This window comes from Streptomyces sp. NPDC037100, from assembly GCF_055606225.1.
In genome coordinates, this window is the sequence record NZ_JBVJSX010000002.1 from 1 (window position 1) to 17712 (window position 17712).

Genomic DNA, 17712 nt, shown 5'->3' on the forward strand with positions numbered 1-17712 from the left:
AGTACCAGATCAGGCACCGCGACTGGGAGGCCGCCGAACGCGAGGGCCGCACCATCGTCCCGCTGCTGACCCGGCTCAACACCCTCCGGCGGGAGAACCCGGCCCTCCAGCAGCTGCGCGACCTCCACTTCCACCATGCCGACCAGGAGGCGGTGATCGCCTACTCGAAGCGGAAGGGTTCGAACACGGTTCTGGTGGTCGCCAACCTCGACCCCCACCACACCCAGGAGGCCACGGTCTCGTTGGACATGCCGCAACTCGGCCTGGACTGGCACGAGCCGGTGCCGGTGCGCGACGAGCTCACCGGCGAGATCTACCACTGGGGCAGGACCAACTATGTGCGCCTCGAACCGGGCCGCCGGCCCGCGCACGTCTTCACGGTCCTGCGACCGTCCACCCCGGAGATCGGAGGGTCACCCACAACATGATCGTCAACGAACCCGTTCCGGACACCTTCGAGGACACTCCGGCCAGGGACCGTGACCCCGAGTGGTTCAAGCGCGCCGTCTTCTACGAGGTGCTCGTCCGCTCGTTCCAGGACAGCAACGGCGACGGCGTCGGAGACCTCAAGGGCCTGACCGCGAAGCTCGACTACCTCCAGTGGCTGGGCGTCGACTGCCTGTGGCTGCCGCCCTTCTTCAAGTCACCGCTGCGCGACGGCGGCTACGACGTCTCCGACTACACGGCCGTCCTGCCCGAGTTCGGCGACCTCGCGGACTTCGTGGAGTTCGTCGACGCCGCCCACCAGCGCGGCATGCGCGTGATCATCGACTTCGTCATGAACCACACCAGCGACCAGCACCCGTGGTTCCAGGAGTCGCGCAAGGACCCCGACGGGCCCTACGGCGACTACTACGTGTGGGCGGACGACGACAAGCAGTTCCAGGACGCGCGGATCATCTTCGTCGACACCGAGGCCTCCAACTGGACCTACGACCCGGTCCGCAAGCAGTACTACTGGCATCGTTTCTTCTCCCACCAGCCGGACCTCAACTACGAGAACCCGGCCGTGCAGGAGGAGATGATCTCCGCGCTCAAGTTCTGGCTGGACCTGGGCATCGACGGGTTCCGGCTGGACGCGGTGCCGTACCTGTACCAGCAGGAGGGCACGAACTGCGAGAACCTCCCGGAGACGCACGACTTCCTGAAGCGGGTGCGCAAGGAGATCGACGCGCAGTACCCGGACACGGTGCTGCTGGCGGAGGCCAACCAGTGGCCCGAGGACGTCGTCGACTACTTCGGCGACTACCCGAGCGGCGGCGACGAGTGCCACATGGCGTTCCACTTCCCCGTCATGCCGCGCATCTTCATGGCCGTGCGCCGCGAATCCCGCTACCCGGTCTCCGAGATCCTGGCCAAGACCCCGGCGATCCCGTCGAACTGCCAGTGGGGCATCTTCCTGCGCAACCATGACGAGCTGACGCTCGAGATGGTCACCGACGAAGAGCGCGACTACATGTGGGCCGAGTACGCCAAGGACCCCCGCATGCGCGCCAACATCGGCATCCGCCGCAGGCTGGCTCCCCTGCTGGACAACGACCGCAACCAGATCGAGCTGTTCACGGCCCTGCTGCTGTCGCTGCCGGGCTCGCCGATCCTGTACTACGGCGACGAGATCGGCATGGGCGACAACATCTGGCTCGGCGACCGGGACGCGGTGCGCACGCCGATGCAGTGGACGCCCGACCGCAACGCGGGGTTCTCCTCGTGCGATCCGGGGCGGCTGTTCCTGCCCGCGATCATGGACCCGGTCTACGGCTATCAGGTCACGAGCGTCGAGGCGTCCATGGCCTCGCCGTCGTCGCTGCTGCACTGGACCCGCCGCATGATCGAGATCCGCAAGCAGAACCCGGCCTTCGGACTCGGCTCCTACACCGAGCTGCCCTCGACGAACCCGGCCGTGCTGGCGTTCCTGCGGGAGTACGAGGACGACCTGGTGCTGTGCGTGAACAACTTCTCCCGTTTCGCACAGCCCACCGAGCTGGACCTGAGCGCCTTCGAGGGGCGGCACCCCGTGGAACTGTTCGGCGGGGTCCGCTTCCCGGCCATCGGCGAGCTGCCGTACCTGCTGACCCTCGGGGGCCACGGGTTCTACTGGTTCAGGCTCCGCAAGGAGACCATGTGAGGCCTGAAAAGGCCTGTTGAGGCCTGACCCGCGGGGCGGGCCGCAAACCCCGGCGGCGGGGCGTTTCCTCCGCCCCGCCCGGGGCACGCATCAGTAACACCCCGCCCACCCGCGTGAGCCGGAGGGGCGCCGTCCGAGGCCGTCCGAGGCCGGTCGAAGGCGCCGGAGGCGCACCACAAATGGGTGAAAGGACGCGACGCCATGTCGGAAGCCGTCACACGCACCGTCACCACCCCGCCCGGCCTCCTTGCCGCCCTCGACCCGTTGCTGCGGGAGTGGCTGCCGCGGCAGCGGTGGTTCGCGGGCAAGGGGCGGCCGGTCACCGGGTTCACGCTGGTCGAGGCCACCGAGCTGCTCCCGGCCACGTCCAAGCTGGGCCTGTACCACCTGCTCGTCCGCGCCCATCAGCCCGCCGTGCCGTCCCACGGGGCGCCCGGCCACCCCGGTGACTGCTACCAGCTGCTGATAGGCGTGCGCGAGGCGCTGCCGCCTCGGCTGGCGCCCGCGCTCATCGGACACGTGCCGACGGGGCCGCTGGCCGGCCGGACCGTCTACGACGCCCTGCACGACACCCGGCCCGCCGAGCTGCTCCTGGAGGCGCTGCGCGCGCAGGCCCGGGTCGGACGGCTCCGCTTCGAACGGGACCCCGGCCAGGACATCCGCTCCGGGCTGGTGCCGCGCGTGGTGACCGCCGAGCAGTCCAACTCGTCTATCGTCTACGGAGATACGTTCATCCTCAAGCTGCTCCGCCGGATCGTGCCCGGGGTCAACCCCGATCTGGAGCTGCCGCTCGCGCTGGCCCGGGAGAACTGCCCCCGGGTTCCCGCGCCGACGGCCTGGATGGTCGCGGACATCTCCTCGACGGCGGACCCGGTCGTCCCGTCGGGTTCGGCGGACCCGGCGGGCCAGCCGTACGTCCTGGGGGTGCTGCAGCCGTTCCTGCAGGGCGCTTCCGACGGCTGGGAGCTGGCGCTGCGCGAGCTGGCCAAGGGCGAGGACTTCGGCGCCGCGGCGCGGGCACTGGGGCGGGCCACCGCCGAGGTGCACACCGCGCTGGCCCGGGCGTTGCCGACCGTCACGCTCGGTCACATGCAGCTCCAGCTCATGGTCGACGGCATGATCGAGCGGCTGGACGCGGCCGTCCAGGCGGTGGCCGCGCTGCGGCCGTATGCCGACGGGCTGCGCTCCGCGTTCACGGCGCTGGGCGATCTGGCCGCCGAGGGCCGCACGTGGACCGCGCAGCGGGTGCACGGCGATCTGCATCTCGGGCAGTGCCTGCGCTCGCCGTCCGGCGAGTGGCGGCTGATCGACTTCGAGGGTGAGCCGGCCCGGCCGCTGGCCGAGCGCCGCATGCCGCAGCCGACGGTGCGTGACGTCGCGGGCATGCTGCGGTCCTTCGACTACGCGGCACGCTCGGCCGACCCGCCCCAGCCGGACTGGGCGGACACCTGCCGCTCCGCGTACTGCTCCGGCTACGCGGAGGCCTCTGGCCGCGATCCGCGCACCGACCCGGTGCTGCTGCGTGCCTACGAGACGGACAAGGCGATCTACGAGGTGGTGTACGAGGCCCGGCACCGCCCCGACTGGCTGCCGGTGCCCCTGGCCGCCATAGACCGGCTCGCCTCGACCGGCCACCTGACCTGACCGACCCCTCGCCCTGGAGGCTCCGCCCGTGACCCCCCGCCCTGAGTCCAGCGGTTCGCGTCCCAAGGGGACCGCCGGGGAGAAGATCCCCGAGCAGCCCACGGCCGCCCAGCAGAAGAGCGCCGCGAAGAAGACGGCGGTGCCCAAACAGGCAGCGGCGAAGAAGGCGGCCCCCGCCAAGGCGACCGCCAAGAAGGCCGCCGCCGGCAAGACCACCGTCGGCAGGACGGCGGCCAAGAAGGCGGCGACGAAGAAGGCCGCCGCCGAGAAGACGTCGGACGCACAGCCCACGGCGGAGACAGCGGCCGTCGCGAAGAAGGCCGCCGCGAAGAAGACGGCGGCCAGGAAGGCCGTGAAGAAGACCGCTGCCGAGAAGACCGCGGCCAAGACGGCCGTGAGGAAGAAGACCGCCGCCGAAAAGGCCACGACGGTCAAGGCGACGGCGGCCGGGACCACCGCGACCGCGGCCGCCGAGTCTCCGGCGGCCGCGTCCCCCGCGAAGAAGGCCGCGGCGAAGAAGGCCACCGCCACCAAGGCCCCCGCCAAGAAGGCCGCCGCGAAGAAGGCCACCGCCACCAAGGCCCCCGCCAAGAAGGCCGCCGCGAAGAAGGCCACCACCGCCAAGGCCCTTGCGAAGAAGACCACCGCGTCCAAGGCGCCCGCGGAGAAGACCCTCCCGAAGAAGAGCGCGGTGAAGAAGGCCCCGGCCCGGAAGGCCCCGGCCGAGAAGGCCGCTGCCGCCCAGGTCGTTCCGCCGGACATGGAGGTCGCCGTCTCGCCCGCCGTCGCCGCGGCGGACCGGGGGCGGCTGCTCGGCGGCACGCACCACGACCCGCACTCCGTGCTCGGCGCGCACCCCGTGCCCGGCGGCGTCGCCTTCCGGGCGTTCCGGCCGTACGCCATGGCGGTGACCGTCGTCGCCGGGGAGCTGCGAGCCGAGCTGCACGACGACGGGGAGGGGTTCTTCTCGGGGCTGCTGCCGCTGCGGGAGGTCCCGGCGTACCGGCTGATCGTGGAGTACGAGGGCACGGTCCTGGAGACCGAGGACGCCTACCGCTTCCTGCCCACTCTGGGCGACCTCGACCTGCACCTGATCGGCGAGGGCCGGCACGAGGAGCTGTGGACGGCGCTGGGTGCGCATCCGATGACCCATGAGGGCGTGACCGGCACCCGGTTCGCGGTCTGGGCGCCGAACGCGCTCGGGGTGCGCGTGGCCGGCACCTTCAACTTCTGGGACGGCACCGGTCACGTCATGCGGTCGCTGGGCTCGTCCGGGGTGTGGGAGCTGTTCCTGCCGGACATCGGCGAGGGCGAGCTGTACAAGTTCGAGATCACCCGGCCCGACGGTTCGAGGACGATGCGTGCCGACCCGATGGCCCGCCGCACGGAGGTGCCGCCCGCGACCTCGTCGGTGATCACGTCCTCGGAGTACGAGTGGGGCGATGCCGACTGGGTGGCCCGGCGCGCCGAGGTCCCCGCGCACGAGGCGCCGTTCTCGGTGTACGAGATCCATCTGCCGTCCTGGCGACCGGGTCTGACGTATCGGCAGCTGGCCGAGCAGCTCCCCGGGTACGTGAAGAACCTGGGCTTCACGCACGTCGAGCTGATGCCGGTCGCGGAGCATCCGTTCGGCGGCTCCTGGGGCTACCAGGTGACGGGCTTCTACGCGCCGACGGCGCGGCTGGGCACGCCGGACGACTTCCGGTACCTGGTCGACAAGCTGCACCAGGCCGGCATCGGCGTCCTCATGGACTGGGTGCCGGCGCACTTCCCGCGGGACGCCTGGGCGCTGGCCGAGTTCGACGGCCGGCCGCTGTACGAGCACGCGGATCCGCTGCGGGCGGCGCACCCCGACTGGGGCACGCTGGAGTTCGACTTCGGGCGCAACGAGGTGCGCAACTTCCTCGTCGCGAACGCCGTGTACTGGTGCGAGGAGTTCCACATCGACGGGCTGCGCGTGGACGCCGTCGCCTCGATGCTCTACCTCGACTACTCGCGCGAGCCGGGTCAGTGGACGCCCAACGAGCACGGCGGCCGGGAGAACCTCGACGCGGTGGCGTTCCTGCAGGAGATGAACGCGACCGTGTACCGCAGGGTGCCCGGCGTGGTCACCATCGCCGAGGAGTCCACCGCCTGGGACGGTGTCACGCGGGCCACCCACCACAAGGGGCCGAGCGGCTTCGGCGGCCTCGGGTTCGGGCTGAAGTGGAACATGGGCTGGATGCACGACTCGCTCCAGTACATGAGCCACGAGCCGGTGCACCGCAAGTACCACCACGGTGAGATGACGTTCTCGATGGTGTACGCGTACAGCGAGAACTACGTGCTGCCGATCTCGCACGACGAGGTCGTGCACGGCAAGCGTTCCCTGGTGTCGAAGATGCCCGGCGACTGGTGGCAGCAGCGCGCCGGGGTCCGGTCCTACCTCGGCTTCATGTGGGCCCATCCCGGCAAGCAGCTGCTGTTCATGGGACAGGAGTTCGCCCAGGGCGCCGAGTGGTCCGAGGCGCACGGCCCCGACTGGTGGCTGCTGGATCCGGGTTACGGGGCCGAGCCCGACCACCGCGGCGTACGCGACCTGGTCCGCGACCTGAACACCGTGTACCGGGCCACCCCGGCGCTGTGGCGCCTGGACACCGACCCGGCCGGTTTTGAATGGATCGTCGGGGACGCCGCCGACGACAACGTCTTCGCCTTCCTGCGGCTGGACCCGGAGGGCGTCCCGGTGCTGGCGGTGTCCAACTTCGCGCCGGTCACCCGCCAGGACTACCGCCTGGGCGTCCCCGACGACGTCCCCGCCTGGCACGAGGCCGTGAACACCGACGCGGCCCGCTACGGCGGCAGCGACGTCACCAACCCCGACCCGGTCAAACCCGAACCCCTGGCCTGGCACGGCCGCCCGGCCAGCATCCGGCTGACGCTGCCGCCGCTGGCGACGGTGTGGCTGCGGCCGGCGTAAGGGGTCCGGAAAGGGACAGGGCGCGGACGGGAGCGGCTCATGCAGCCGCTCCCGTCAGCGTGTGCGCGAGGTGGTCGGCGAGGGGGAACAGCCAGTCGCCGCGTGCGTTGCCGAGCAGGTGGTCGCCGTGCGGGACCGGCAGGTAGGTGCCGTGCGGTGCCAGGCGGGCCAGCTGCTCGCCGTTCGTCACCCCGGGGATGACGTCCTGGCCGCCGTCCACGACCAGCAGGGGAGCCGTGATCCGCGGTGCCAGGCCGGTGAGATCCACCTGGCGGACGAAAGCGCGGGCGGCTTCGGTCCCTCCGGCCCGCCGGGCCATGATGTCCCGCACGGTCGGGGGGAGTTCGGCCCAGTCGAGGCGGAAGGGGCCGCTGACGGTGGCGACGGCCGCCACGCGCGGCTCCAGTGCCGCGGTCCGCGCCGCGTGGTAGCCGCCCAGGCTGAGGCCGACGAGCCCGACGCGCGGGACGCCGAGGGCGTCGACGACCCGGGTGACGACCTGCTCGTAGTGCCGGGTGAGGGTGGTCGTGGCCGCGAGGGCGCCCTGCCCGGGCCCGTCCATCGCGAACACCGCGAGCCCCCTGGCGAGCAGCGCCGCTGTCAGATCGAGGAACTCCTCCTTGGCCGAGTCCAGGCCGGGGATCACGATCACGATGCCGGGGGCGTCGGAGGGGCCGCGCAGCCAGCCGGTGAAGCCTGTACCGCTGACGCGCCGCGCCCCGGGTTCCAGCACGGTCAGCGCCCGGCCCAGGGCCTGGTCCGCGGCTGCGGCTGCGGCTGCGGCTGCGGCTGCGGCTGCGGCATGGTCGGCCTCCGCGTGGGGGGCGAGCGTGGCGAGGTGGAACCACCGGGCCGCCATCAGCAGGTGTTCGCCGGCGGAGACGGACGATCCGGCCCGTTCCGCGCGCTCGACGCAGGCGTGTCCGGTGCGGGAGAAGGACGGCCCCCAGTCGGCGACGGAGGCGAGGGCGGCGGTGACGCGCCGGTACTCGTGGGGGTCGACGCCCGCGCCGGTGGCGCGTGTCCACTGGGCGGCGGCGAACTCGGGGGCGTTCATCGGGTTCCTCCCGTCAGCAGGACGGCCTTGCCGCGTATCCGGCGCTCGCGCAGGTCGATCAGCGTGCCGGCGGTGTCCGTCCAGTCGGCGGTCCGGCCGATCTCCGGGTGCAGCCGGTCCTGCTCCACCAGGCGCACCAGCGTCGTGAGGTCGGGGCCGTAGGGGGCGCCCGCGTAGTGGAAGTGCCGGAGGGTCACGCGCTCGGGACCGCCGAGGAGTGCGAAGAAGTCGAGGGTCGCCGGGGTGCGGCTCGCCTGGCCGAACCAGACGACCAGGCCGCCCGGGCGCGTCCTGGCGAGGGCCGCCGGCAGGTCCGGTCCACCCGTGGACTCCAGCACGACGTCGAACGGCCCGTGGGCCGCCGCCACCTCGTGCACCACATCCGCGCCCAGTTCCCGGAGGCGCTCGCCGCGCTCCGGTGTGGCCGTCACCGCGGTCAGCTCGGCTCCGGCCCCGACGGCCAGTTCGGTGACGTAGTGGCCGACCCCGCCCGAGGCGCCGGTGAGCAGCACCCGCGTGCCGGCCAGGGATCCGGCGGTGCGCAGCAGGCGCAGGGCCGTGATGCCGGCGAGGGGCAGGGCCGCCGCCCGGACGCTGTCGACACCGTCCGGGAGAACGGCCAGGGAGTGCGTGGGCACCGCCGCGTACTCGGCCCAGCCGCCGTGCGGCGGATGCCCGGCCACGCGGGTGCCGATGGCGGGACCCGAGCCGTCGGCAGCGGCCTGCACGACCAGTCCCGCGATGTCCTTGCCGGGCAGCAGTCCCGGGCGGGGGTGTTCGAGGAGGAACGTCTCGCCCCGGTTCGGCGCGAACGCCTCGACCTTGACGAGCGCCTCGTCGGGCTCCGGGATGGGCGGGGGGACCTCGGCGAAGGCGACCGGACGGGCGGCCTCCCCCGTGGGAATCAGTCTTCGCATGCCGGACATGCAACCTCCGCGGCCGCCCCGTGATCCAACAACGAACAGGCGGTACCGACAACGTTCGGTTGTCACCCGAGGCCTAGGGTGGGGAGCCATGGATCTCGACATGGCGCAGGTACGGGCCTTCGTACGCGCCGCCGAGGAATTGCACTTCGCGCGGGCGGCCGGCACGCTCGGCCTCACCCAGCAGGCGCTGTCCAAGCGGATCGCGCGGCTCGAGTCGCTGCTCGGCACCACGCTGTTCCAGCGCGGCGGCCGGGCGGTGGGTCTCACGGAGGCGGGACGGCGTTTCCTCGCGCCGGCCCGGCAGGCCCTGGCTGCGGCCGAGTCGGCCGTCGCGGCGGCCGTGGGGACGGACCGGCCCCTGCGGGTCGACGTCTGGGGCCACCTCTACGCCCCGATGCGGACCCTGGCCGCGGTCGCCGCCCGCGCCGGTGACCTGGTGCTGGGGCACGGGCGTGATCTGCCGTCGGTGACGGCGGCCCTGCTGCGTGGCGACATCGACGCGGCCTTCGGCCGGGTGCACCCTCCGCTGCCCCCCGGGCTGGCGCACCGTCTGGTGCGGCTGGAGCCGGTGGACGCCGTGCTGGGCGCGGCCCACCCGCTCGCGGCGGAAACGGCCCTGCGGCCGGAGCAGTTGAGCGGCGGCGTGCTGTGGGCACCCGGGACGCTGGACCGGCTCGACTTCCTCCACCGGTTCGCCCGGCGCTTCGGCATCCCCACCACGGCCGGCACCCTCAACCTGGGCCTCTCCCACTTCCTCGCCGAGGTGGCGGCGGAATCGCGGCGCTTCTCGCTGCTGCCCGCCGACGTGCCCCTGCCGGACGTACCGGGGTTGCGCTCCGTTCCGCTGGTCGACCCCACGCCGCTGTACGCCTGGTCGCTGGTGTGGCGCGCCGACGGCGGGCACCCCGGACTGGACGTCCTCACCACCGCCCTCGCCGCCGAGGCGGGGCGGAGCCGGTGGCTGGAGTACGATCCGGCGCGCGACTGGCTGCCCGAGCCGCCCGGGAACGCGGCCGCGCAGCGGGGCGGGTCGAGCCCGTCCCCTGTGACAGGGATGTGACCGGAGGAGTGGCTTCCACCACAGCCCGACGAGTTCGGTCCTGGTGGGGTGGCCACATGGACACCACCGTCTCCACCTCGCAGGTCCCGCCGTGGTGATGGGCCTCGGTCTGTCCGCGGTCTGTGCCGTCTCCGCGCTCGTCGCCGCGGCGGGTGCCGTCTCGATGGCGCTTCCCGGGCGGCCCGAGCCGTGGCCGGTGCATCTGATGCGCCGTGCGGCGGCGACGGCCGCGTGGGCGGCGGCCTCCGTGTACTCGCTGGGGTTCTTCACCGTGCTGGCGTCGGAGCAGGCCTTCGGTGAGGGCGCGGCCTCGGTCCCGGCCCCGGCCTGCCTCGACGGCTTCGCCACGGCCACGGTCGAGGGCCTGAGCCACCACCGGTCCTCGTACCTGCCGCTGCGCTTCGACTGCGTCCGTGAGGACGGCTCCGCCTACTCCAGCGATCCGGACTACGCGTGGATGAACGGTGCGAGCGCGTCCCTCGCCCTGACCGCCGCCCTGCTGGTCATCGCCGCGGGCTACGCGAGCGAACTGCGCGCCCGGAAAGCGGCCGTGGGGCCATGACGCTCCTTCCCGTCTTCGCCGTCCTGGTGGTCGGCCGGGTCGCGCTGCAGGGTCTGCTGGTGCATCCGCTGCTGCCGCCGTGGGTGAAGACCTCGGTCTTCTGGTCGGCGCCGCTCGGCGCTCTCACCTGGGCGTCCATCATGGTGGCGGACGATCCCGTCCTGTTCCCGGAGACCGCTCCCTGCCCCCGGGAGCCGTACCGGGAGGGTGTCATCGGGAGCGGACAGGTGTCCGGGGTCTCCACCCCGTTTCCGCCGAGGGCCTACTGCCTGTGGGAGGACGGCACCGTCTACGACCTGGCGCCCGGGGCCGAGTTCCTGTTCTGGGTCTTCTTCGCCCTGACGGTCGTCCCGCTCGCGGCCGGACTGTGGCACGCCCTGCGGGATCCGGTGTCGCTCCTGCGGTAGGCGGCCCCGTGCCCGGCCGGGCACGGGGCCGGTCGGCTACGCGAACGCCTCCGCCAGGGGCTTCGGCAGTTCCCCGGTGTGCAGCACGCCCAGCCGCTGGGTGGCCCGGGTCAGGGCCACGTACAGGTCGCTCGTGCCGTACCGGCCGGGCTCGACCACGAGGACGGAGTCGAACTCCAGGCCCTTGGCCTGACGCGGGTCGAGCAGGACCACCGTACGGGTCAGGTCGGGTTCGGTGCCCGCCGTGACGCCGTCCAGCCGGGCCGCGAGGGAGCGGTGGAGGTCGCGCGGCGCGATCACCGCGAGCCTGCCTTCGGCCGGAGTGAGCTCCTCGACCGCCTTGGCGACGGCGCCCGGGAGGTCGTCGGTGGCGCGCGCCCAGGGGCGTACGCCGGTCGAGCGGACCGAGCTGGGCGGCTCGAAGTCCGGGTGCTCGGCGCGCACCACGGCCGCCGCGACGTCCATGACCTCGGCCGGGGTGCGGTAGTTGACGCCCAGGCGGGTGTGTTCCCAGCGGTCCTCGACGTACGGCGAGAGGATGCCCGACCAGGACCCGACCCCGGCCGCCTCCGCCGTCTGGGCCGGGTCGCCGACCAGCGTCATCGAGCGGGTCGGGCTGCGCCGCATCAGCAGCCGCCACGCCATCGGCGACAGCTCCTGCGCCTCGTCGACGATGATGTGCCCGAACGCCCAGGTACGGTCGGCGGCGGCACGCTCGGCGGCACTGCGGTGGTCGTCCTCCTCGTGCCGCTCGGCGAACCGCTCGGCGTCGATGATGTCGTGCGCGGACAGCACCTCGGAGCTTTCGGGGTCGTCCTCCTCCTTGTCCTCGAACTCGTAGGTCCGGGACGCGTAGGACACGTCGAGCACGCCCTGGGCGTAGGCGATCTGCCGCTGCCGCTCGCGCTCGGCGCGGTCGCGGGCGAGCCGATCGTCGTCGCCGAGGAGTTCGGCGGCCTCGTCGAGCAGCGGCACGTCGGCGACCGTCCAGTGCCGGGTCACCGGACGGCGTACGGCGTCGGCGTCCTCGGCGGGGAGGAACTCCTCGGGCGCGGCGAGGAAGTCGGCGACGAGCCGCTGCGGCGTCAGCAGCGGCCACAACTGGTCGATCGCCGACCACACCTCGGGGTTCTCGGCGAGGTCGTCGCGGATCTGCGTGATGTCGCTGGGGTCGAGCAGGCTGGACCCGTCGAAGGGGTCGGTGCCGATCCGCTCGGCGTACAGGTCGGTGAGGGCGTTGAGGATGTGGCCCTCGAAGTACTCGCGGGCGGCGTTGTGCGGCAGCTTGGCGGCGCGGGTGCGTTCGCGGGCCATGTTGACCAGGCCGTCGTCGAGCATGAGGACCTCGCGGTCGTGCTCGATGGCGATCACGGGGTCGGGCAGTGCCTGCCGGCTGCGCACGGCCTCGGCGAGGACGTCGGCCATGCCGGCGCGGCCCTTCACGGCGGCGGCCTCGGGCGTGTCGGTCGCGGTCGCCTTCACCCCGGGGAACAGCTCGCCCACGGTCGCGAGGAGCACCCCGGTCTCGCCGAGGGAGGGCAGCACCTCGCCGATGTAGCCGAGGAACGCCGGGTTGGGCCCGACGATCAGCACGGCCCGCTTGGCGAGCAGCTCCCGGTGCTCGTACAGCAGGTAGGCGGCGCGGTGCAGGGCGACGGCCGTCTTGCCGGTGCCCGGGCCGCCCTCCACCACCATGACGCCGCGGTGCGGAGCGCGGATGATGCGGTCCTGGTCGGCCTGGATGGTCTGCACGATGTCGCCCATGCGGCCGGTGCGCGCCGAGTTGAGGGCGGCGAGCAGCACGGCGTCGCCCGTCGGGTCCTCGTGGCCGGTGCGGGTCTCGTCGCCGAGGTCGAGGATCTCGTCGTGCAGCTGGGTGACCCGGCGGCCGTCGGTGGCGATGTGCCGGCGGCGCCTGAGGCCCATCGGGGTGTGACCGGTGGCCAGGTAGAAGGGGCGGGCGACATCGGCACGCCAGTCGATCAGGACGGGGGTGCGCTCGGCGTCGTCGGTGCGCAGGCCGATGCGGCCGATGCGGTGGGTGACGCCCGAGGTGAGGTCGATCCGCCCGAAGCACAGGGAGCCGTCCACCGCGTTCAGCGCGGCGAGCAGCCCGGAGCGCTCGGCGACGAGGATGTCCCGCTCGAGTCTGGCCTGCTGGGGCGTGTTGCCCTGCGCGAGCGCGTCCGCGACGGAGGTCTCGGCGTCGCCGCGCAGCGCGTCCACGCGCGCGTACAACCCGTCGATGAATTCCTGTTCCTGTCGCAATTCATCGTCCGGAAATTCGGTGTTTGACAATTCCGCTCCCGCCCGGATATACTGTGCTCACTGAACTTCACTGTGACTTCAATCGACTTGAAGTCACGAACAGACAAATATACGCAAGGAAATCCCCCGAGCGCAATTGCTCGGGGGATTTCCTGTTCACCGGGCGGGTCGCCTGGACCACCTCGGCCGGCTCCTCCAGCAGCCGCCGCTTGGCTCGTGCCCCCACGATCACCTCCGCCTCGAAGTCCGCGTCCGTCACATCGATCACGCCGGTCACCATGGGTCCACTCCCAGCTCGCAAGCGGGCTCCGGACCCCGGAACCTCCGCCTCGGCGGCCAGCTCGGCCCGCTCCAGCTGCCGCGCGACGGTGTCCCGCACGCCGGTCGGCCGGCCGATCAGCGCGTCGAGTTCGTCCAGCTCGCGCCGGTAGACCGCGAGCGACGCCGGGCACGAGTCGCCCTCGGGATGCCCGGCGCGCAGGCACTCCACGAACTCCGCGTCGTGGTCCCGGCCCGTGCGGCCGGCTCGCCGATTCGCATGCGGTCGAACGTAATCCTTGACCCCGGCGTCAAGGCAACAGCGGTTTCCGCTCCACCGGGGAGGTCAGCACGATCGACGTCGTGGTGCGGCCCAGCGCCGAGACGGCCTCCAGGACCTCCTCCAGGTGGACGGTGTCCCGCACCGCGGCCTTGAGGATCCAGCAGTCCTCCCCGACCGCGTGATGCACCTCGGTGATCTCGGGACGCTCGATCAGTTCCAGGGTCCTGGGGTGCTTCAGGTTGTAGCCGCCGTGCGGGTTGACGCGGATGAACGCCTGGATGCCGTAGCCGAGCCGGGACGGCACGACATGGGCGCCGTAACCGCTGATCACGCCCGCGGCCTCCAGTCGCCGCACCCGCTCGGTGACGGCCGCGGGGCTCAGCCTGACCCGGCGGCCCAGCTCGCTGAGCTTGATCCGGCCGTCGGTCTGGAGCAGCTGCAGGATCTGCCGGTCCAGCGCATCGAAGGCCACCGATGTTTCGTCGGCGGCGGTCCGAAACTGCCGTGGTTCTTTCGGCGCGGCGGCCTGAACTCCCATGGTTCCCCCTTCAGAGCGTGGATGTACGCCAGGAGAATTATGGCCATGAAAAAGGTTCTGAACGTCCTGGTCATCGGCGGCAACCGGTACGTCGGAAAGCGTCTGATCGCACGGCTGCTCGCAGAAGGCCACCGCGTCACCGTGCTCAACCGCGGCTCCTCCCCACCGCCCGCCGGGGTGGAGCACCTGCGCGCCGACCGGGACGACGAACGGTCGCTGAACGGCGCGCTCGGCTCCCGCGTCTTCGACGTCGTCGTCGACCAGGTCTGCTACACCCCGCGCCAGGCGGCGATCGCCCGCCGCGTCTTCACCGGACGCACCCGCCGCTACGTGATGACGTCGACGGTCGAGGTGTACGAGTACGAGGACTCCCCCGCCCTTGTGCGGGAGGAGGCCGTCGATCCGTCCACCGTCACCGTCGACCTCGATCTGCCCTGGGACGACCCCGCGTTCCTCGAGACCCACTACGGGGAGGGCAAGCGGCAGGCCGAGGCGGTCCTGGCGGCCGGAACGGAGTTCGAGTCCACGGTGGTGCGGGTCGCCCATGTGCTGGGCGGGGACGACGACTTCACGGGCAGGCTGGCCCACTACGCCGAGCGGATACGCACCGGCGAGCCGATCGCCGTGCCGGCGGTGAACCGGCCCGCCACCTATGTGTACGTCGAGGAGATCGCCCGGTTCCTGGCGTGGGCGGCGGGCGAGGACTTCACCGGGCCGGTGAACGCGGCCTCCTCCGGGACGCTGAGCACCGGGGAACTGTGCGTGGCGGTGACCGCTCATGTCCCCGGGGGCCGCGCCGAGTTCCGGCCCGTGGAGGTCGGGGAGGTCTCGCCGTTCTCCTTCCGGCGCTCCTACGGCATGGACAACGGCCGTGCCGCCCGGCTCGGTTTCACCTTCGGCGAGGCCCGGCAGTGGCTGCCGCGTGCCGTCGCGGAGACGCTCGGGAAGGGCGGCTGACGTGCGGTACAGAACACTTGGCGGACTGCGGGTGAGCGCGGTCGGGCTCGGCGCGATGCCGTTGTCCATCGAGGGCCGGCCGGACGAGGAGCGCGCCCTGGCCACCGTGCACGCCGCGCTCGACGCGGGCGTGACCCTCCTGGACACGGCCGACTCCTACCATCTGCCGGGCGCGGAGCCCGGGCACAACGAACGTCTGGTGGCCCGGGCGTTGGCCTCGTACGGCGCTGACACCTCCGGCGTCCTGGTGGCGACGAAGGGCGGACGCGGCCGGCCGGCCGGCGGTGACTGGACGGTGAACGGCTCGCCCCGCCACATCGAGGCTGCCGCCGAGGCGTCGCGCAAGCGGCTCGGGGTGGAGGCGATCGGCCTCTACCAGCTACACAAGCCGGACCCCGCGGTACCTTTCGAGGACTCGGTCGGCGCGCTGCGCGAGCTGCTCGACGCGGGCACGATCCGGCTGGCCGGTGTGTCCAACGCGGACGCGGGCCAGATCCGCAAGGCCCGCGAGATCCTCGGCGACCGGCTGGTGTCGGTGCAGAACCGGTACTCCCCCGCCGTTCGGGACAGCGAGCCGGTCTTGCGGCTGTGTGCGGAACTGGGGCTGGCGTTCCTGCCGTGGAGCCCGCTGGGCGGGCTGGCCCGCAGCTCCCTGGACGGGCCGTCGCGCACGGAGGGAAAGCAGCGCTTCGCGGCGTTCCACGCGGTGGCGGCGGAGCGCGGTGTCAGTCCCCAGCAGGTCGCCCTGGCCTGGCTGCTGGCCCGGTCCCCGGTGGTCGTCCCGATCCCGGGGGCCAGCCGGCCGCGGACGATCAGGGACTCGGCGGCCGCGGCGGACCTGCTGCTGACGCCGGAGGAACGGGCCCGGCTGGACGAGGCGGCCGGGCCGGCGTAGTGCCGGTCGCGAAGGCGTCGCCGCCCGCATGCGGGCGGCGACGCCACGTTCGCAGCGGATGCTAGCGGGCCCCCGCGGACACCGGTTCCCTGTTCTCCTCGGCGGACTCGGCGGACTCGGCCGCCGTCTTCTCCTTGCCGGGCAGCAGCAGCGCCACCACCACCGTGCCGACCCCAAGGATCACGGCCCCGATCAGGCTGGTGTGGGCGACCGCGTCGGAGAACGCGGACCCCACGGCGTCGGCCATCTGCTTGGCGCCGCCGCCGAGTTGCTCGGCCTGCGCCCGGAGCCGCTCGGCCTGCCGGGGGTCGCTCGTGTGCGCGGCCTGCTCGGCGAGCTGCCGGGCCTTGTCGCCGATGCCCCGGGCGACGGCGTACCCGGCCCCGACGGAGTCCTGGGCCGTGGCGAGGGAGGACGCGGGGAGCTTGCCGCCGGCCGTCGCGTCCGAGAGGTGGCCGGAGTACGAGGTCGCCAGCAGCGAGCCGAGGATGGCGATGCCCAGCGAACCGCCGAGCTCCAGCGACGTGTCGTTCACTGCACCGCCGACGCCCAGCTTCGACTCCGGGAAGGCTCCCATGATCGCGTCCGTGCAGGGCGAGAGCGCGAGCCCGATCGACAGACCGAGGACGATCAGCGGCGCGACGAAGTCGCCGTACGACGCAGCGGAGTCGACCTGGGTGAGCAGTGCCAGGGCCGCCGTGCCGCCGACCATGCCGGCCGTGACGGTCCACTTCATGCCGACCCGGGGGGTGAGGAGGCCGGTGAGGGCCGCCCCCGCGAACACGGCGCCCGCCAGCGGCAGCATGCGCAGGCCCGTGTCCAGGGCGTCGTAGCCGAGGACGAACTGGAGGTGCTGGGTCAGGTAGTAGAAGGCGCCGAAGACCGCGAGGAAGAACAGGGCTACGGCGAGGTTGGAGCCGGCGAAGCCGCGGTTCGTGAAGCGGCGGACGTCGAGCAGCGGGCGCGGGTGGCGCAGCTCCCACAGGACGAACGCGACGAGCCCGGCTCCGGCGACGACCGCCGCGGTGACGGCCTTGACGCCCCAGCCGAAGTGCGGCCCCTCGATGATCATGTAGACCAGCGCGGCGATCCACACCACCGACAGCAGCCCGCCGCCGTAGTCGATGCGACCGCGGTCCGCGGCCTTGGACGGCGGTACGAGGACGAAGGCGCCGACGAGGGCCAGGACGGCGACGGGGACGTTGATGAGGAACGTCGACGACCAGCCGTGGTCCTCCAGCAGCGCCCCGGCGACCAGCGGTCCGGCCGCGATGGCGAGTCCGGCCGTGGCGGTCCACAGGGTGATGGCCTTGGCGCGTTCGGCCCTGGGGAAGGTCGCGGCGAGCAGGGACAGTGTGGCGGGCATGATCATGGCCGCGCCCGCGCCCATCACGGCCCGGGCGGCGATGACCGTCGTGGAGCTGTCGGCGAGGTAGCCGAAGACGGAGCCGCCCGCGAACACGACCAGGCCGAGGACGAGCGCGCCCCGGCGGCTGTACTTGTCGCCGATCGCGCCGAGCAGCAGCATCAGCGCGGCGTACGGGACGGTGTAGCCGTCGATCACCCACTGCAGGTCGGCGCTGGACAGGCCGAGGTCCTCGGTCATGGCGGGCGCGGCGACGGTGAGGGCGGTGTTGGCCATCACGATGATCAGCAGGCTGAGGCAGAGCACCAGCAGCGCCCACCAGCGGCGTGCGTAGGGGCGGTCCGTCCTCTCGGCCGGTTGGTTCATGAGGAGTCGCATGGCAGGGGTCGCCTTCCCGACTGGGTTTG

The 17712-nt window shown here is 72.5% G+C and carries 14 protein-coding genes and 2 pseudogenes; 9 read left to right on the forward strand and 7 right to left on the reverse strand.

From position 1 onward, the window contains the following. The 4 genes and pseudogenes from ACZ7EG_RS05075 to glgB all read left to right on the forward strand — a co-directional run. Positions 1–428 (forward strand): annotated as a pseudogene (locus ACZ7EG_RS05075) (alpha-1,4-glucan--maltose-1-phosphate maltosyltransferase); the annotation flags it as partial. Continuing rightward, positions 425–2125 (forward strand): maltose alpha-D-glucosyltransferase, encoded by a 1701-nt coding sequence (treS, locus tag ACZ7EG_RS05080; protein ID WP_471072527.1) that lies wholly within the window; start codon positions 425–427, stop codon positions 2123–2125. The pseudogene ACZ7EG_RS05075 and the gene treS, both read left to right, overlap by 4 nt. A gap of 201 nt (positions 2126–2326) precedes the next feature. Beyond that, positions 2327–3769 (forward strand): maltokinase N-terminal cap-like domain-containing protein, encoded by a 1443-nt coding sequence (locus ACZ7EG_RS05085; protein WP_471072530.1) that lies wholly within the window; start codon positions 2327–2329, stop codon positions 3767–3769. 28 nt (positions 3770–3797) lie between these two features. Beyond that, a complete protein-coding gene (glgB, locus tag ACZ7EG_RS05090) occupies positions 3798–6728 on the forward strand; it encodes a 1,4-alpha-glucan branching enzyme (RefSeq protein ID WP_471072533.1) in 2931 nt (976 codons plus the stop codon). Positions 6729–6765: 37 nt separating this feature from the next. On the opposite strand, the gene ACZ7EG_RS05095 is transcribed toward glgB, so the two are convergent. Next, positions 6766–7785 carry an alpha/beta hydrolase family protein gene (locus ACZ7EG_RS05095; protein ID WP_471072536.1) on the reverse strand — a complete coding sequence of 340 codons (1020 nt, stop codon included), beginning with the start codon at positions 7783–7785 and terminating at the stop codon, positions 6766–6768. Then, positions 7782–8702, reverse strand: coding sequence for a zinc-binding dehydrogenase (locus tag ACZ7EG_RS05100; RefSeq protein WP_471072539.1), 921 nt, complete (start codon positions 8700–8702; stop codon positions 7782–7784). Before ACZ7EG_RS05100 ends, ACZ7EG_RS05095 begins: the two co-directional genes overlap by 4 nt. A 97-nt stretch (positions 8703–8799) precedes the next feature. On the opposite strand from ACZ7EG_RS05100, the gene ACZ7EG_RS05105 reads away from it, so the two are divergent. The 3 genes from ACZ7EG_RS05105 to ACZ7EG_RS05115 all read left to right on the forward strand — a co-directional run bounded on the left by ACZ7EG_RS05105 (position 8800) and on the right by ACZ7EG_RS05115 (position 10740). Further along, positions 8800–9771 (forward strand): LysR family transcriptional regulator, encoded by a 972-nt coding sequence (locus tag ACZ7EG_RS05105; RefSeq protein ID WP_471072542.1) that lies wholly within the window; start codon positions 8800–8802, stop codon positions 9769–9771. Positions 9772–9868: 97 nt separating this feature from the next. Further along, the gene (locus ACZ7EG_RS05110) at positions 9869–10333 is read left to right on the forward strand and encodes a hypothetical protein (protein ID WP_471074811.1); all 465 of its coding nucleotides are present in this window, start codon (positions 9869–9871) and stop codon (positions 10331–10333) included. Then, positions 10330–10740, forward strand: coding sequence for a hypothetical protein (locus ACZ7EG_RS05115; protein ID WP_471072545.1), 411 nt, complete (start codon positions 10330–10332; stop codon positions 10738–10740). The genes ACZ7EG_RS05110 and ACZ7EG_RS05115 overlap by 4 nt, the downstream gene beginning before the upstream one ends. 36 nt (positions 10741–10776) lie before the next feature. Here the strand turns inward: ACZ7EG_RS05115 and ACZ7EG_RS05120 are convergent, their stop codons facing one another. The 4 genes and pseudogenes from ACZ7EG_RS05120 to ACZ7EG_RS05135 form a co-directional block, all read right to left on the reverse strand. Further along, positions 10777–13008, reverse strand: a complete 2232-nt coding sequence (locus ACZ7EG_RS05120; protein WP_471072548.1) for a HelD family protein — start codon at positions 13006–13008, stop codon at positions 10777–10779. 67 nt (positions 13009–13075) lie between these two features. Next, complete coding sequence (locus tag ACZ7EG_RS05125) at positions 13076–13288, reverse strand: hypothetical protein (protein WP_471072551.1); 213 nt, start codon at positions 13286–13288, stop codon at positions 13076–13078. Next, a pseudogene (locus tag ACZ7EG_RS05130) lies at positions 13282–13501 on the reverse strand (MerR family transcriptional regulator); the annotation flags it as partial. The pseudogene ACZ7EG_RS05130 and the gene ACZ7EG_RS05125, both read right to left, overlap by 7 nt. 76 nt (positions 13502–13577) lie before the next feature. Beyond that, positions 13578–14021, reverse strand: coding sequence for an Lrp/AsnC family transcriptional regulator (locus tag ACZ7EG_RS05135; RefSeq protein ID WP_471072554.1), 444 nt, complete (start codon positions 14019–14021; stop codon positions 13578–13580). A 111-nt stretch (positions 14022–14132) separates the two neighbouring features. On the opposite strand from ACZ7EG_RS05135, the gene ACZ7EG_RS05140 reads away from it, so the two are divergent. Together ACZ7EG_RS05140 and ACZ7EG_RS05145 are read left to right on the forward strand one after the other, a co-directional pair. Then, positions 14133–15044, forward strand: coding sequence for an NAD-dependent epimerase/dehydratase family protein (locus tag ACZ7EG_RS05140; RefSeq protein WP_471072557.1), 912 nt, complete (start codon positions 14133–14135; stop codon positions 15042–15044). A 1-nt stretch (position 15045) separates the two neighbouring features. After that, a complete protein-coding gene (locus ACZ7EG_RS05145; RefSeq protein ID WP_471072560.1) occupies positions 15046–15939 on the forward strand; it encodes an aldo/keto reductase in 894 nt (297 codons plus the stop codon). A gap of 61 nt (positions 15940–16000) precedes the next feature. On the opposite strand, the gene ACZ7EG_RS05150 is transcribed toward ACZ7EG_RS05145, so the two are convergent. Then, positions 16001–17683 (reverse strand): DHA2 family efflux MFS transporter permease subunit, encoded by a 1683-nt coding sequence (locus ACZ7EG_RS05150; protein ID WP_471072563.1) that lies wholly within the window; start codon positions 17681–17683, stop codon positions 16001–16003. Positions 17684–17712 lie beyond the last annotated feature (29 nt).

What these genes read in the sequence shown, in the direction of transcription:
- ACZ7EG_RS05150 (WP_471072563.1), bottom strand. Translation starts at nt 17,683, where the DNA reads ATGCGACTCCTCATGAACCAACCGGCCGAGAGGACGGACCGCCCCTAC.
- treS (WP_471072527.1), top strand. Translation starts at nt 425, where the DNA reads ATGATCGTCAACGAACCCGTTCCGGACACCTTCGAGGACACTCCGGCC.
- ACZ7EG_RS05115 (WP_471072545.1), top strand. Translation starts at nt 10,330, where the DNA reads ATGACGCTCCTTCCCGTCTTCGCCGTCCTGGTGGTCGGCCGGGTCGCG.
- ACZ7EG_RS05100 (WP_471072539.1), bottom strand. Translation starts at nt 8,702, where the DNA reads ATGCGAAGACTGATTCCCACGGGGGAGGCCGCCCGTCCGGTCGCCTTC.
- ACZ7EG_RS05105 (WP_471072542.1), top strand. Translation starts at nt 8,800, where the DNA reads ATGGATCTCGACATGGCGCAGGTACGGGCCTTCGTACGCGCCGCCGAG.
- ACZ7EG_RS05125 (WP_471072551.1), bottom strand. Translation starts at nt 13,288, where the DNA reads ATGGTGACCGGCGTGATCGATGTGACGGACGCGGACTTCGAGGCGGAG.
- ACZ7EG_RS05140 (WP_471072557.1), top strand. Translation starts at nt 14,133, where the DNA reads ATGAAAAAGGTTCTGAACGTCCTGGTCATCGGCGGCAACCGGTACGTC.
- ACZ7EG_RS05085 (WP_471072530.1), top strand. Translation starts at nt 2,327, where the DNA reads ATGTCGGAAGCCGTCACACGCACCGTCACCACCCCGCCCGGCCTCCTT.
- ACZ7EG_RS05095 (WP_471072536.1), bottom strand. Translation starts at nt 7,785, where the DNA reads ATGAACGCCCCCGAGTTCGCCGCCGCCCAGTGGACACGCGCCACCGGC.
- ACZ7EG_RS05110 (WP_471074811.1), top strand. Translation starts at nt 9,869, where the DNA reads ATGGGCCTCGGTCTGTCCGCGGTCTGTGCCGTCTCCGCGCTCGTCGCC.